At 71.2% G+C, this 14,546-nt stretch carries 10 protein-coding genes; 7 read left to right on the forward strand and 3 right to left on the reverse strand.

The genetic code is table 11. The features are described from left to right. Positions 1 to 3 precede the first annotated feature (3 nt). The 3 genes from IEX99_RS14490 to gloB all read right to left on the reverse strand — a co-directional run bounded on the left by IEX99_RS14490 (position 4) and on the right by gloB (position 2,150). A complete protein-coding gene (locus IEX99_RS14490; RefSeq protein WP_188901499.1) occupies positions 4 to 615 on the reverse strand; it encodes a class I SAM-dependent methyltransferase in 612 nt (203 codons plus the stop codon). Positions 616 to 736: 121 nt separating this feature from the next. Next, positions 737 to 1,339, reverse strand: a complete 603-nt coding sequence (locus IEX99_RS14495) for a glutathione S-transferase N-terminal domain-containing protein (protein ID WP_188901501.1) — start codon at positions 1,337 to 1,339, stop codon at positions 737 to 739. A gap of 82 nt (positions 1,340 to 1,421) precedes the next feature. Continuing rightward, the gene (gene gloB, locus IEX99_RS14500; RefSeq protein WP_188901503.1) at positions 1,422 to 2,150 is read right to left on the reverse strand and encodes a hydroxyacylglutathione hydrolase; all 729 of its coding nucleotides are present in this window, start codon (positions 2,148 to 2,150) and stop codon (positions 1,422 to 1,424) included. Positions 2,151 to 2,220: 70 nt separating this feature from the next. Between gloB and IEX99_RS22705 the strand changes: the two genes are divergently transcribed. The 7 genes from IEX99_RS22705 (at position 2,221) to rpoC (ending at position 14,438) form a co-directional block, all read left to right on the forward strand. Continuing rightward, complete coding sequence (locus tag IEX99_RS22705; protein WP_188901505.1) at positions 2,221 to 2,964, forward strand: class I SAM-dependent methyltransferase; 744 nt, start codon at positions 2,221 to 2,223, stop codon at positions 2,962 to 2,964. Positions 2,965 to 3,110: 146 nt separating this feature from the next. Further along, positions 3,111 to 3,545 carry a 50S ribosomal protein L11 gene (gene rplK, locus IEX99_RS14510; protein WP_188901507.1) on the forward strand — a complete coding sequence of 145 codons (435 nt, stop codon included), beginning with the start codon at positions 3,111 to 3,113 and terminating at the stop codon, positions 3,543 to 3,545. Between the two features lie 5 nt (positions 3,546 to 3,550). Continuing rightward, positions 3,551 to 4,276, forward strand: coding sequence for a 50S ribosomal protein L1 (rplA, locus tag IEX99_RS14515; RefSeq protein ID WP_188901509.1), 726 nt, complete (start codon positions 3,551 to 3,553; stop codon positions 4,274 to 4,276). A gap of 300 nt (positions 4,277 to 4,576) precedes the next feature. Beyond that, positions 4,577 to 5,107, forward strand: a complete 531-nt coding sequence (rplJ, locus tag IEX99_RS14520; RefSeq protein WP_188901511.1) for a 50S ribosomal protein L10 — start codon at positions 4,577 to 4,579, stop codon at positions 5,105 to 5,107. Positions 5,108 to 5,258: 151 nt separating this feature from the next. Beyond that, positions 5,259 to 5,645, forward strand: a complete 387-nt coding sequence (rplL, locus tag IEX99_RS14525) for a 50S ribosomal protein L7/L12 (RefSeq protein ID WP_188901513.1) — start codon at positions 5,259 to 5,261, stop codon at positions 5,643 to 5,645. A 291-nt stretch (positions 5,646 to 5,936) separates the two neighbouring features. Further along, positions 5,937 to 10,127, forward strand: a complete 4,191-nt coding sequence (gene rpoB / locus IEX99_RS14530; RefSeq protein WP_188901515.1) for a DNA-directed RNA polymerase subunit beta — start codon at positions 5,937 to 5,939, stop codon at positions 10,125 to 10,127. A 108-nt stretch (positions 10,128 to 10,235) separates the two neighbouring features. Continuing rightward, positions 10,236 to 14,438, forward strand: coding sequence for a DNA-directed RNA polymerase subunit beta' (gene rpoC, locus IEX99_RS14535; RefSeq protein ID WP_188901517.1), 4,203 nt, complete (start codon positions 10,236 to 10,238; stop codon positions 14,436 to 14,438). Positions 14,439 to 14,546 lie beyond the last annotated feature (108 nt).

The following is a 14,546-nucleotide window of genomic DNA, read 5'->3' on the forward strand; positions in this document are numbered from 1 at the left end:
CCGCTACCCCGGCCTGCGCAGCAGCGCGCGCACCACCTCCGCATGCCCCTGGTGGCGCGGCCCCTCGTCGAGCAGCACGGTGCCCTCGAGCAGCTCGACGATCTCCAGCGCGCCGCAGAACTCCGCCTCCACGATGGTCCGGCTCCAGAGCAGGGAGACGTCCTTCGGCCCCCCGCTCCGCCGGCCCTCCTGCGCCGGGGTGAAGCATTCCAGCGCCAGCATCCCGCCGGGGGCGAGGGCGCGCAGCGCGCCCTGCGCCGCGGCATGGCGATCGGCGGGCGGAAGGTGGACGAAGATCCAGGCGATGAGGTCGTAGGCCGCGGCGGGCCAGTCCCAGCGCGCCGCGTCCGCCACCACCGTCTCCAGCGTCACCCCGCGCCGCGCGGCGAGCGCCCGCGCCTTGGCGAGGCCGACCGCGGACCAGTCGAGGCTGGTCACCCGCAGGCCCTGCGCGGCGAGCCAGACGCCGTTGCGCCCCTCGCCGTCGCCCACCGCGAGCGCGCGCATCCCCGGCCGCAGCCAGGGGGCGAGGCTCTCCAGGTAGCGGTTCGGCGCCTCGCCGAACTGGAACCCCTCCCCCGCGTAGCGGGCGTCCCAGGCGGCGGCGTCGCTCATGGCGCGGTCGGGCGGGAGGCGTTGCCGCCCGTCCGCCCCCGTTCCGGCGGTTCCGGCCGTCCGCGGCCGGCCGTGGCGGCCGCGCCGTGGCGCGCGCCCGCTGGCACCGCCCCGCACGCGCTCACAGCGCGACGGGGACCGTGCGCGCGAGCGGCGGCAGCTGCGAGACCTCTGCGAACCAGGCGGCGAGCCGCGGCCGCCCGGGCCGCCACGGTTCGTGCGCGAAGCGGAAGTCGAGATAGCCGAGCGCGCAGCCGACCGCGATGGCGCCGATGTCGTCGAGGCCGGCCGGCGGATGCGCCTCCAGCCGGTCGAGGGTGCGCTCGATCGCCGCCCTCTGGCGCGCATCGTAGGCCCGCCGCCCGTCGTCCTGCGGCCAGACCATCTGCATGCGCCGGCCGACCGCGGCGTCGAGGATGCCGTCCGCCATCGCCTGGCGCACCAGGGCGCGGAACCGCTCCGGCGTGCCGGGCGGCGGGAAGAGCGGCGGCGCGGCGCCGAGGGTGTCGAGGTACTCGCAGATCACCGGGCTGTCGAACAGCGGCGTGCCGTCGAGGGCGATCAGGCACGGCACCTTGGAGAGCGGGTTGTCGCGCAGGAGATCGGGCGGCGAGGCGTGCGGGTCGCACGGCACCGCCTCGATCTCGTGGTCGATGCGGCGGGCGATGGCGCAGGCCATCACCTTGCGCACATAGGGGCTGGTGGGGGACCAGTGGAGCTTCATCGGCGATCTCGATCCTCCTTGGATCCTTTGAGTACCCGTCCGTCCGGCGGCGGCCCGCCGCGGCCGGCCGCGCCGGCGCGCCTCAGCGGAAGCTGTCCTTGGCCGCGCGGATGCGGGCGAAGGTCGCGACGTCCGGCGCGCGCAGGAACGGGTTGGCCGCGAGTTCCTGCGCGATCGTCGTGGGCACGGTGGGCCTGCCCGCGGCGCGCTGCGCCCGGGCCTCCTCGGCGCGCGCTAGCAGCGCGGCGTTGTCGGGCTCCACGGTCAGGGCGAAGCGCGCGTTGCTCTCGGTGTATTCGTGGCCGCAGCAGACCAGCGTCTCCGGCGGCAGCGCGGCGAGGGCGCGCAGGCTGCGGAACATCTCCTCGGCGGTGCCCTCGATCAGCCGGCCGCAGCCGAGGGAGAACAGCGTGTCGCCGCACAGCACCACCGCGGCGTCGGCGAAGTGGTAGCAGACCTCGCCTCGCGTGTGGCCGGGGCTGTCGATCACCGCGGCGGCGGATCCGCCGAACCCCACGGTGTCGCCGGGCGCGACGGGGAGGTCGAGCGGCGGCAGGCGATGGGCGTCGGCCTTGTTGCCGACCACCTTCGCATCGGGGAAGCGGCGCTTCACCTCCGCGACCCCCGCCACGTGGTCGCCGTGGTGGTGGGTGAGGAAGATCAGGTCGAGCCGCCCGCCGGCCTTCTCCGCCGCCGCGATGGCGGGCGCCGCCTCGCCCGGGTCGCAGATCGCCACCTCGCCGCGGGCGCCGCGGAGCAGCCAGATGTAGTTGTCCTGAAGACACGGCACCGGCTCGACCGTGATCGTCATCGCTGTCGCTCCTTCCCTCGGGCTGCGGGCCCCATCCCAACGCGCCGCCGTCGGCCCTATATCCCCTGGCATGACGGGGGAGGTCCATGGCGGCATCGGCGCGTTCTACGCCACCCCGGCCGGACGGGTCGCCGCCCGGTTGGTGCGCGCGCGGCTGCGCGAGCTCTGGCCCAGCCTGGACGGGCGCTCGGTGCTCGGCCTCGGCCATGCGGACCCCTATCTCGACCTCTGGCAGGGCGAGGCGGCGCGGCTGGTGGCGCTGCGGCCGCGCCAGCTCGGGCCGCCCCGCGCCGCCTTCCGCTCCGGCGGTCGCCCTGGTCCCCGCGGCGGCGGCGTCATGGCGGAGGAGGAGGCGCTCCCCTTCCCGGATCTCTGCTTCGACCGTGTGCTGATGGTCCATGGGCTCGAGGTGGCGGAGAACGTCCGTCGCCTCCTGCGCGAGGCCTGGCGGGTGCTCCGGGACGACGGGCGGCTGCTGGTGGTGGTGCCGAACCGACGCGGCCTCTGGGCGCATTTCGAGACGACTCCCTTCGGCCACGGCCAGCCCTATTCGCCGGGCCAGCTCGGCCGGCTGCTGGCGGACCATCTGTTCCGGGTCGAGCGGCGCGACGCCGCGCTGTTCCTGCCGCCCTTCGGCTTCCGGGCGGTGCTGCCCGTCGCCGAGTTCTGGGAGCGGGCGGGCCGCGCGCTCTGCCCGCCGCGCCTCGCAGGCCTCGCCATCGTCGAGGCGCGGAAGGATCTGTTCGCCGGAGAGCCCGCCGGGGCGGCGGCGCTGCGCCGGCAGGTGCGGAGCCTGGCGGAGTCGCTGGCCTGAGGGCGGCGGGGCCGGCCTGCGCGATCCCCCTTTACGGACGCCGGCGCCGCCCCTATACGCCGCCGCTCGCTCGCTCGATTCGGGACGCGGGAGGCCCTCGCCAGGGCCGCTGGCACCGCGCATCCCTGACACGGCAGGGACAGACCATGGCGAAGAAGATCGTCGGCTACATCAAGCTGCAGATCCCGGCCGGCAAGGCGAACCCCTCGCCGCCGGTGGGCCCTGCGCTCGGCCAGCGCGGCCTCAACATCATGCAGTTCGTCAAGGAGTTCAACGCGGCGACCCAGAACATGGAGCCGGGGACGCCGACGCCCGTGGTGATCACGGCCTACTCGGACCGCTCCTTCAGCTTCGTCACCAAGACGCCGCCCAACACCTACTTCCTGCTGAAGGCGGCGAAGCTCGAGAAGGGCAGCCAGACGCCGGGCCGCGGCGGGCCGGTCGGGCGCGTGACCAGGTCGCAGCTGCTCGAGATCGCCAGGACCAAGATGCGCGACATGAACGCCAACGACGAGGAGGCGGCGGTGCGCATGCTTGCCGGCTCCGCCCGCTCGATGGGCATCGCCGTGGTGGAGGGCTGAGCGTCATGGCGAAGCACGGCAAGCGCCTGCGCGGCCTCTACGGGAGCTTCGACCGCAACCGGGCCTATCCGCTCGACGAGGCGGTCCGCATCGCCAAGGGCAACGCCAAGGCGAAGTTCGACGAGACCATCGAGATCGCGATGAACCTCGGCATCGACCCGCGCCACGCCGACCAGATGGTCCGCGGCATGGTCGGGCTGCCGCACGGCACCGGCAAGAGCGTGCGGGTCGCGGTCTTCGCCCGCGGCGCCAAGGCGGAGGAGGCGCAGGCCGCCGGCGCCGACCTGGTGGGGGCCGAGGACCTCGCCGCTCAGGTGCAGGAGGGCAAGATCGACTTCGACCGCTGCATCGCCACGCCCGACATGATGGGCATCGTGGGCCGGCTCGGTAAGATCCTCGGGCCGCGCGGCCTGATGCCCAACCCGCGCCTCGGCACCGTGACCATGGACGTGAAGGGGGCGGTGCAGGCGGCCAAGGCCGGCCAGGTCGAGTTCCGCGCCGAGAAGGCGGGGATCGTGCACGCCGGCATCGGCAAGGCGAGCTTCGAGGAGAGCAAGCTGCTCGAGAACGCGCGCGCCTTCGTCGAGGCGATCCAGCGCGCCCGGCCCTCCGGCGCCAAGGGGACCTACGTGCGCAAGGTCGCCGTGAGCTCGACCATGGGCCCCGGGGTCCGGGTGGACGTAGGCTCGCTCGCCACCGCCGGGTCCGGCGGCGGCGCCGGCGGCGGCTGAGGACGAGATACGCCCGTCGCCGAAGCGCGGCGGGCGGGCAGGGACCGGCGATCGCCGGTCCCGAACCTGTCGGAGACCTCCTGTGGCCCTGCGGGGCCTTGATGCGCCGTCCGGCGCGCAGGGGATAGACGGGGCGTCGAGGCGATCCTTCCCCCGCGGCCGCAGGGCCTGGGGGGTGGCTTGGCTTGGATTCCCGCTCGGACAGGCAAGCCGGGGCAGGGGGCGGTCCGCCGCCGACTGCCCCCGTGTGGACCGGCCGGGGCCCCTCCACAAGGCCCGGGCCCATGTTGGAGACGGGACGTGGACCGTACGGAGAAGCGCGAATTCGTCGCCAAGCTCCACGCGGTGCTCGCCGATACGTCGATGGTGGTCGTCACCCGCAACGCCGGGCTGACGGTCGCCGATTCGACGGAGCTGCGACGCCGCATGCGGGCGGCCGGAGCGACCTTCAAGGTCGCCAAGAACCGGCTGGCCGTCCGCGCCCTGGGCGGCACCCGGTTCACCGGGATCGCGCCGCTGCTCAAGGGGCCGACGGCCCTCGCCTGGTCGCGGGACCCGGTGGCGGTGGCGAAGACCTGCGTGGACTTCGCCCGGACGAACGACCGGTTCGTCATCCTGGGCGGGGCGCTCGGCGAGCGGGCACTGGATGCCGAGGGCGTGAAGGCGCTGGCCGAGCTGCCGAGCCTGGAGACGCTACGGGCGCAGCTCCTGGGCCTGATCCAGACCCCGGCGACCCGGATCGCCGCGGTGCTGCAGGCGCCGGGCGCGCAGGTGGCGCGGGTGCTGGCGGCGTTCGCCAAAAAGGAGGGCGGCGAGGCCGAGGCCGCCTGAGCCGGGCCGGCGCGGCCGGAGGGGCGGCCGAGGCGGCCCCGCAGGCCCGGCGATGCGCCGGACCGGCACGGACCATGAACGGTTCCGGGAGGTGCCGGAACCGGGTGTTGCAAAGACCCAGTCAAGCCATTAGATGAAGGAGTACCCGGACATGGCCGATCTCGCGAAGCTGGTGGACGAGCTCTCCAGCCTGACCGTCCTGGAAGCCGCCGAGCTCTCCAAGATGCTGGAGGAGAAGTGGGGTGTCTCCGCCGCGGCGCCGGTCGCGGTGGCGGCGGCCCCTGCTGCCGGCGCCGGCGCGGCCGCCGCGGCCCCGGCCGAGGAGAAGACGGAGTTCACCGTCGTCCTCGCCAAGGCGGGCGACAAGAAGATCAACGTCATCAAGGAGATCCGCACCATCACGGGCCTCGGCCTCAAGGAGGCCAAGGATCTCGTCGAGGGCGCGCCCAAGGTGGTCAAAGAGGGCGTGAGCAAGGAGGAGGCGGAGAAGATCCGTAAGGTGCTGGAGGACAACGGCGCCACCGTCGAGATCAAGTAGCGCGGGCGGGCGCGCGCGACGGGATATGCGGGCCGGCCCTGGGCATCCGCTGCCGGGGCTGGCCGGGTGGTGCGATCGGGGGGCGCGGGCGCGGCACCGGCCGCGGCGCGGCCACCGGGAGCGCCGCCGGGATGATGTGACGGGAGCGGGCGGGATTCCGCGGGGATCCTGCCCGCGCTCGCGTTCCTTCCGACCGCGGGGCGGAGAGCCGGCCCGCGGCGGAGGCGGCGCACAGCGGATCCCGGCCGGCCCGGGGCATCCATGGCCGGAGACGAGGGAAGCGGGACAGGCATGAACGCTATCACGAAGTCCTTCACCGGACGCAAGCGCATCCGCAAGAGCTTCGGCCGGCTGCCCGAGGTGGCGCCGATGCCGAACCTGATCGACGTGCAGCGGGCGTCCTACGAGGCCTTCCTGCAGATGGGCGTGAACCCGGACAGCAGGTCGCACACCGGCCTCCAGGAGGTCTTCAAGTCCGTCTTCCCGATCGACGACTTCGCCGGCCGCGGCCGACTCGAGTTCATCCACTACGAGCTCGAGGAGCCGAAGTACGACGTCGAGGAGTGCATGCAGCGCGGCCTGACCTACGCCGCGCCGCTCAAGGTGCGCCTGCGCCTGATCGTGTGGGACGTGGACGAGGACACCGGCTCGCGCTCGGTCCGCGACATCAAGGAGCAGGACGTCTACATGGGCGACATGCCGCTCATGACGGACAACGGCACCTTCATCATCAACGGCACCGAGCGCGTCATCGTCTCGCAGATGCACCGCAGCCCGGGCGTGTTCTTCGACCACGACAAGGGCAAGACGCACTCCTCGGGCAAGTATCTGTTCGCCGCCCGCGTCATCCCCTACCGCGGCTCGTGGCTCGACTTCGAGTTCGACGCCAAGGACATCTGCTACGTTCGCATCGACCGCAAGCGCAAGCTGCCGGCGACGACGCTGCTGATGGCGCTCGATTCGGCCTACACCGAGAAGCTGCGCGCGGAGCGGGGGCCGAATGCAGAACTCGCCCCGCATGAGATCCGCGGCATGGACGCCGAGGAGATCCTCAACAGCTTCTACGGCCAGGTGGTGTTCACGCGCGGGCCGAAGGGCTGGTCGCGTCCCTTCGACCCGGAGGCGTTCCGCGGCGTCAAGCTGGCCGAGAACCTGGTGGACGCCAGGACCGGGGAGGTGGTGGCCGAGAAGGACGCCAAGCTCACCCCGCGCATGGCGCGCAAGATCGCCGAGAGCGGCGTGACCGAGGTGCTGGTCGGCGAGGCCGACCTGCTCGGCCGCTACGTGGCCGAGGACCTGGTCGATATGGAGACCGGCGAGATCTGGGCCGAGGCCGGCGAGGAGCTGACCAAGACCAAGCTCGCCCTGCTCGAGGAGGTCGGTATCGAGCGCCTGCCGACGCTCGCCATCGACCAGAGCGTCGGGCCCTGGATGCGCAACACGCTCGCGGTGGACAAGAACGCCAACCGCGACGAGGCGCTGATGGACATCTACCGGGTGATGCGCCCGGGCGAGCCGCCGACGCCGGAGACCGCCGAGGCCCTGTTCAAGGGCCTGTTCTTCGATCCGGAGCGCTACGACCTCTCCGCGGTCGGCCGCGTGAAGATGAACATGCGGCTCGGCTTCTCGATGGAGGAGGTGCCGGACACGGTCCGCACGCTGCGCAAGGAGGACATCATCGCCACGCTGCGCGTGCTGATGGACCTCAAGGACGGGCGCGGGCAGATCGACGACATCGACAACCTCGGCAACCGCCGGGTGCGCTCGGTCGGCGAGCTGATGGAGAACCAGTACCGCGTCGGCCTCCTGCGCATGGAGCGCGCGATCAAGGAGCGCATGGGATCGGTGGACATCGACACCGTCATGCCGCACGACCTGATCAACGCCAAGCCGGCGGCGGCGGCGGTGCGGGAGTTCTTCGGCTCCTCGCAGCTCAGCCAGTTCATGGACCAGACCAACCCGCTCTCCGAGGTGACGCACAAGCGGCGCCTCTCGGCGCTCGGGCCCGGGGGCCTGACGCGCGAGCGGGCGGGCTTCGAGGTGCGCGACGTGCACCCGACGCACTACGGCCGCATCTGCCCGATCGAGACGCCGGAGGGGCCGAACATCGGCCTGATCAACTCGCTCGCCACCTACGCCCGGGTGAACAAGTACGGCTTCATCGAGACGCCCTACCGCCTGGTCAAGGACGGCAGGATCGTCGGCGAGCCGCGCTACCTCTCCGCCATGGAGGAGGAGCGGCTCATCGTCGCCCAGGCCGACGCGCAGACCGAGAAGGCGGACGGCGTGGAGCGGCTGGCGGGCGACCTCGTCTCGGTGCGCCAGGGCGGCGACTTCCGCCTGGTCAAGCCCGAGGAGGTGACGGCGATCGACGTCTCGCCCAAGCAGCTCGTGAGCGTGGCGGCGGCGCTGATCCCGTTCCTCGAGAACGACGACGCCAACCGCGCGCTGATGGGCTCCAACATGCAGCGCCAGGCGGTGCCGCTGATCCAGACCGACGCGCCGCTGGTCGGCACGGGGATGGAGGGGCCGGTGGCGCGCGACTCGGGCGCCACCATCGTCGCGCGGCGCGACGGCGTGGTGGACTCGATCGACGGCGCGCGCATCGTGGTGCGCGCCACCGGCGAGGACGGGACGACGCGCGGCGTGGACATCTACCGGCTGCGCAAGTACCAGCGCTCGAACCAGTCCACCTGCATCAACCAGCGGCCGCTGGTGAAGGTGGGCGATCGGGTGCAGGCCGGCGAGATCATCGCCGACGGCCCCTCGACCGAGCTCGGCGAGCTCGCGCTCGGGCGCAACGTGCTGTGCGCCTTCATGCCGTGGAACGGCTACAACTTCGAGGACTCGATCCTGATCTCGGAGCGCATCGCGCGCGACGACGTCTTCACCTCGATCCACATCGAGGAGTTCGAGGTGATGGCCCGCGACACCAAGCTGGGCCAGGAGGAGATCACCCGCGACATCCCGAACGTCGGCGAGGAGGCGCTGCGCAACCTCGACGAGGCCGGCATCGTCTACATCGGCGCCGAGGTCAACCCGGGCGACATTCTGGTCGGCAAGGTGACGCCGAAGGGCGAGAGCCCGATGACGCCGGAGGAGAAGCTGCTGCGCGCCATCTTCGGCGAGAAGGCCTCCGACGTGCGCGACACCTCGCTGCGCCTGCCGCCCGGCGTGTCCGGCACGGTGGTGGACGTGCGCGTCTTCTCCCGGCGCGGGGTGGAGAAGGACGAGCGCGCGCTCGCGATCGAGCGGGCGGAGATCGAGCGGCTCGCCAAAGACCGCGACGACGAGAAGGCGATCCAGGAGCGCAGCTTCTACTCGCGGCTGCGAGAGAAGCTGCTGAACAGGAAGGCCTCGGGCGGCTTCCGCGGCATCAAGGCCGGCACGGTGATCACCGACGAGGTGCTCGACCAGTTCGCCAAGGCCACCTGGCGCCAGATCGGCGTCGCCGACGACGCGACGATGGCGGAGATCGAGGCACTGAAGCGCGAGTTCGACGCCGCGGTCGAGCGGCTGCAGAAGCGCTTCGAGAGCAAGGTCGACAAGCTGCAGCGCGGCGACGAGCTGCCGCCCGGCGTGATGAAAATGGTCAAGGTGTTCGTCGCGGTGAAGCGCAAGCTGCAGCCGGGCGACAAGATGGCCGGCCGGCATGGCAACAAGGGGGTGGTCAGCAAGGTCGTGCCGATCGAGGACATGCCGTTCCTCGAGGACGGTACGCCAGTGGACATCGTCCTGAACCCGCTCGGCGTGCCGTCGCGCATGAACGTCGGCCAGATCCTGGAGACGCACCTCGGCTGGGCCTGCGCCAACCTCGGCCGGCAGATCGGCGAGCTGGTGGAGGAGTACCGCCGGACCGGCGCGCGGAGGCAGGAACTGCTCGACCGGCTGCGCGAGGTCTACGGCGAGGAGCACTTCGCCCGCGACATCGCGCCGCTGTCCGACGAGCAGCTCGTCGAGCTGTCCGAGAACCTGCGCAAGGGCGTGCCGGTCGCGACGCCGGTCTTCGACGGCGCGCGCATGTCCGAGATCGAGGAGCTGCTGGCAAAGGCGGGCCTCGACACCTCCGGCCAGGTGACGCTGGTGGACGGCCGCACGGGCGAGCCCTTCGAGCGGAAGGTCACGGTCGGCTACATCTACATGCTGAAGCTGCACCACCTGGTGGACGACAAGATCCACGCCCGCTCCATCGGCCCCTACAGCCTCGTCACCCAGCAGCCGCTGGGCGGCAAGGCCCAGTTCGGCGGCCAGCGCTTCGGCGAGATGGAGGTCTGGGCGCTGGAGGCCTACGGTGCCGCCTACACGCTGCAGGAGATGCTGACGGTGAAGTCCGACGACGTCTCCGGCCGCACCAAGGTCTACGAGGCGATCGTGCGCGACCAGGACACCTTCGAGGCGGGCATCCCCGAGAGCTTCAACGTGCTCGTCAAGGAGCTGAAGTCGCTCGGCCTCAACGTGGACCTCGAGAACCGCGCGGCCTGAGCCGCGTCGCGACGACCCGCGCCACCGCGCTATGGCCGCCGGCCGCGCGGGCATCCCTTTTTCGGCCGTCCGCGGCGGGCGGGCGGCCGGCCGGACGGAGAGGACGGCATGAACGAGCTGATGAAGATCCTGGGCCAGACCGGCCAGGCATTGACCTTCGACCAGATCAAGATCTCGATCGCGAGCCCGGAGCAGATCCGCTCCTGGTCCTACGGCGAGATCAAGAAGCCCGAGACCATCAACTACCGCACCTTCAAGCCGGAGCGGGACGGCCTGTTCTGCGCCCGCATCTTCGGTCCCATCAAGGACTACGAGTGCCTCTGCGGCAAGTACAAGCGGATGAAGTTCCGCGGCATCATCTGCGAGAAGTGCGGCGTGGAGGTGACGCTCGCCAAGGTGCGGCGCGAGCGGATGGGCCACATCGAGCTCGCCTCGCCGGTGGCGCACATCTGGTTCCTGAAGTCGCTGCCGAGCCGCATCGGGCTCATGGTGGACATGAGCCTGAAGGAGCTCGAGAAGATCCTCTACTTCGAGAACTACGTGGTGCTGGAGCCGGGGCTCACCGACCTAAAGCTGCACCAGCTCATCACCGAGGACCAGTACCAGGCGAAGCTCGACGAGTTCGGCGAAGACGCCTTCACCGTCGGCATCGGGGCCGAGGCGATCAAGCAGATGCTTGCCGCGATCGACGTGCGGACCGAGGCGACCAAGCTGCGCGCCGAGCTGAAGGAGACCACCTCCGAGGCGAAGCGCAAGAAGCTCGTCAAGCGCCTCAAGCTGATCGAGAGCTTCGCCGAGAGCGGGGCGCGGCCGGAGTGGATGATCCTCGACGTCGTGCCCGTGATCCCGCCCGAGCTGCGCCCGCTGGTGCCGCTCGACGGCGGGCGCTTCGCCACTTCCGACCTCAACGACCTCTACCGCCGCGTCATCAACCGCAACAACCGCCTGAAGCGGCTGATCGAGCTGCGCGCGCCCGACATCATCGTGCGCAACGAGAAGCGCATGCTGCAGGAGGCGGTGGACGCGCTGTTCGACAACGGCCGGCGCGGGCGCGCCATCACGGGGGCGAACAAGCGGCCGCTGAAGTCGCTCTCTGACATGCTGAAGGGCAAGCAGGGCCGGTTCCGCCAGAACCTGCTCGGCAAGCGCGTGGACTACTCGGGCCGCTCGGTCATCGTCGTCGGGCCGGAGCTGAAGCTGCACCAGTGCGGGCTGCCGAAGAAGATGGCGCTCGAGCTGTTCAAGCCCTTCATCTACTCCAAGCTAGAGAAGTACGGCCACGCCACCACCATCAAGGCCGCCAAGCGGATGGTGGAGAAGGAACGGCCGGAGGTGTGGGACATCCTCGAGGAGGTGATCCGCGAGCATCCGGTGCTGCTCAACCGCGCGCCGACGCTGCACCGCCTCGGCATCCAGGCCTTCGAGCCGGTGCTGATCGAGGGCAAGGCGATCCAGCTCCACCCGCTGGTCTGCACCGCTTTCAACGCCGACTTCGACGGCGACCAGATGGCGGTGCACGTGCCGCTTTCGCTGGAGGCGCAGCTCGAGGCGCGGGTGCTGATGATGTCCACCAACAACATCCTCAGCCCGGCGAACGGCAAGCCGATCATCGTCCCGAGCCAGGACATCGTGCTCGGTCTCTACTACCTCTCGCTCGAGACGCCGGAGTTCAAGGCGACCGCGGACAAGGACGCGCCCGCCTTCGCCGACATGGGCGAGATCGAGCAGGCGCTGGCGGCGCGCGTCATCACGCTGCACAGCAAGATCCAGGCGCGCCGCCGCACGCTCGGTCCGGACGGCCGGCCGATGACGGAGCGGGTGGTGACGACGCCGGGGCGCATGATGATCGGCGCGCTGCTGCCCGAGCATCCGAACCTGCCCTTCGGCCTGGTCAACCGGCTGCTGACGAAGAAGAGCATCTCCGACGTCATCGACGCGGTGTACCGGCACTGCGGCCAGAAGGAGACCGTGATCTTCGCCGACCGGCTGATGGGTCTCGGCTTTACGCAGGCGGCGCGGGCCGGCATCTCCTTCGGCAAGGACGACATGGTCATCCCGGCCGAGAAGGAGGAGCTGATCGCGCGGACCAAGGCCGAGGTGAAGGAGTTCGAGCAGCAGTACCTCGACGGCCTGATCACCGCGGGCGAGCGCTACAACAAGGTGGTGGATGCCTGGTCGCGCTGCACCGACGAGGTCGCCGCGGCGATGATGCGCGAGATCTCGAAGCAGGAGCCTGGCAAGCCGATCAACTCGATCTGGATGATGTCGCACTCCGGCGCCCGCGGCTCGCCGGCGCAGATGCGCCAGCTCGCGGGGATGCGCGGCCTGATGGCCAAGCCCTCGGGCGAGATCATCGAGCAGCCCATCATCGCCAACTTCAAGGAGGGGCTTTCGGTCCTCGAGTACTTCAACTCGACCCACGGCGCGCGCAAGGGCCTCGCCGACACCGCGCTGAAGACCGCGAACTCGGGCTACCTGACGCGTCGCCTGGTGGACGTGGCGCAGGACTGCATCATCGTCGAGCAGGACTGCGGCACGGAGCGCGGCCTCACGGTGCGCGCCGTGCTCGACGGCGGCGAGGTGGTGTCCTCGCTCTCCGAGCGGGTCCTCGGCCGCACCGCGCAGGAGGACGTGGCCGACCCGGCGACCGGCGAGGTCATCGTCGCGCGCAACGAGTTGATCGAGGAGGCGCAGGCGGAGCGCATCGAGCGGGCGGGTGTCGCCGCGGTGAAGATCCGCTCCGTGCTCACCTGCGATTCGCGCACCGGCGTCTGCGCGTTCTGCTACGGGCGCGACCTGGCGCGCGGCACGCCAGTGAACGTGGGCGAGGCCGTGGGCGTCATCGCCGCCCAGTCGATCGGCGAGCCGGGCACCCAGCTCACCATGCGCACCTTCCACATCGGCGGCGCGGCGCAGCGCGGCGCCGAGCAGTCCGCGGTCGAGGCGACGGCGGATGGCATCGTGCGCATCGCCAACCGCAACGTCGTGGCCAACAGCCAGGGCGTGCCGGTGGTGATGAGCCGCAACTGCGAGATCCTCCTGCTCGATGCGGCCGGCGTCGAGCGCGCGCGCTTCCGCGTGCCCTACGGCGCGCGGCTGCTCGTAGAGGAGGGCGCGCAGGTGGCGCGCGGCCAGAAGCTCGCCGAGTGGGATCCGTTCACCCTTCCGATCATCACCGAGCGGGCGGGCACGGTGGAATTCGCCGACCTGATCGAGGGCGTGACCCTGTTCGAGGAGACGGACGCGGTCACCGGCCTGTCCTCCAAGGTGGTCCGCGAGCCGGTGGACAAGGCGAAGAACGCCAATCTGCGCCCGCGCATCCTGCTGCGCGGCGAGGGTGGCCCCGCGGACACGGCGCAGTACTTCCTGCAGCCGGCCTCGATCCTCAACGTCGAGAACGGCGCGCGGGTGCACGCCGGCGACGTGCTGGCCCGCCTGCCGCGCGAGTCCTCGAAGACCCGCGACATCACGGGCGGCCTGCCGCGCGTGGCGGAGCTGTTCGAAGCGCGCCGGCCGAAGGACCATGCGATCATCAGCGAGATCGACGGCCGCGTGGAGTTCGGCAAGGACTACAAGGCGAAGCGCCGCATCCTGGTGGTGCCTGACCCGGTCGGCGACGAGCAGCCGCCGCCGCGCGAGTACCTGATCCCCAAGGGCAAGCACGTTTCGGTTCAGGAGGGCGACTACGTCAAGGCCGGCGACCCGCTGGTGGACGGCCCGCGCGTGCCGCACGACATCCTGCGCGTGCTCGGGGTCGAGGCGCTGGCGAACTACCTCGTCAACGAGATCCAGGACGTCTACCGGCTGCAGGGCGTGAAGATCAACGACAAGCACATCGAGGTGATCGTCCGCCAGATGCTGCAGAAGGTGGAGATCGTGGACCCCGGCGACACCACCTACCTGGTCGGCGAACAGGTGGACCGCATCGAGTTCGACATCGAGAACGAGAGACGGATCGCCGCGAAGGAGCGCCCGGCGCGGGCGGAGCCGGTGCTGCAGGGCATCACCAAGGCGAGCTTGCAGACCACGAGCTTCATCTCTGCCGCCTCGTTCCAGGAGACGACGCGGGTGCTGACCGAGGCCGCGGTGGCGGGCAAGGTGGACACCCTCGCCGGCCTCAAGGAGAACGTGATCGTCGGACGGCTGATCCCGGCGGGCACGGGCTCGGTGATGAACCGGCTGCGCGCGCTCGCCGCGCAGCGCGACCGCAGCCGCTTGCCGCCCGCGGCGCCGGCCCTCGCGGGGCCGGCGGAGCGGCCCTCGGGCGCCGCCCCCGCCGCTGCGTCGCCGGGCCGGCAGGCGGCCGAGTAGGCCCGGGCGCCGCGGTGCGCGGGATGGAGGGCCGGCTCCGGACGGAGCCGGCCCTTCCGATTCCGCGCCCGCCCACGGTGCCGAGGTGTTGACACCCCCCCATCCGGC

The sequence above is a fragment of the Caldovatus sediminis genome (assembly GCF_014644455.1).
In the GTDB taxonomy this organism is placed as follows: domain Bacteria; phylum Pseudomonadota; class Alphaproteobacteria; order Acetobacterales; family Acetobacteraceae; genus Caldovatus; species Caldovatus sediminis.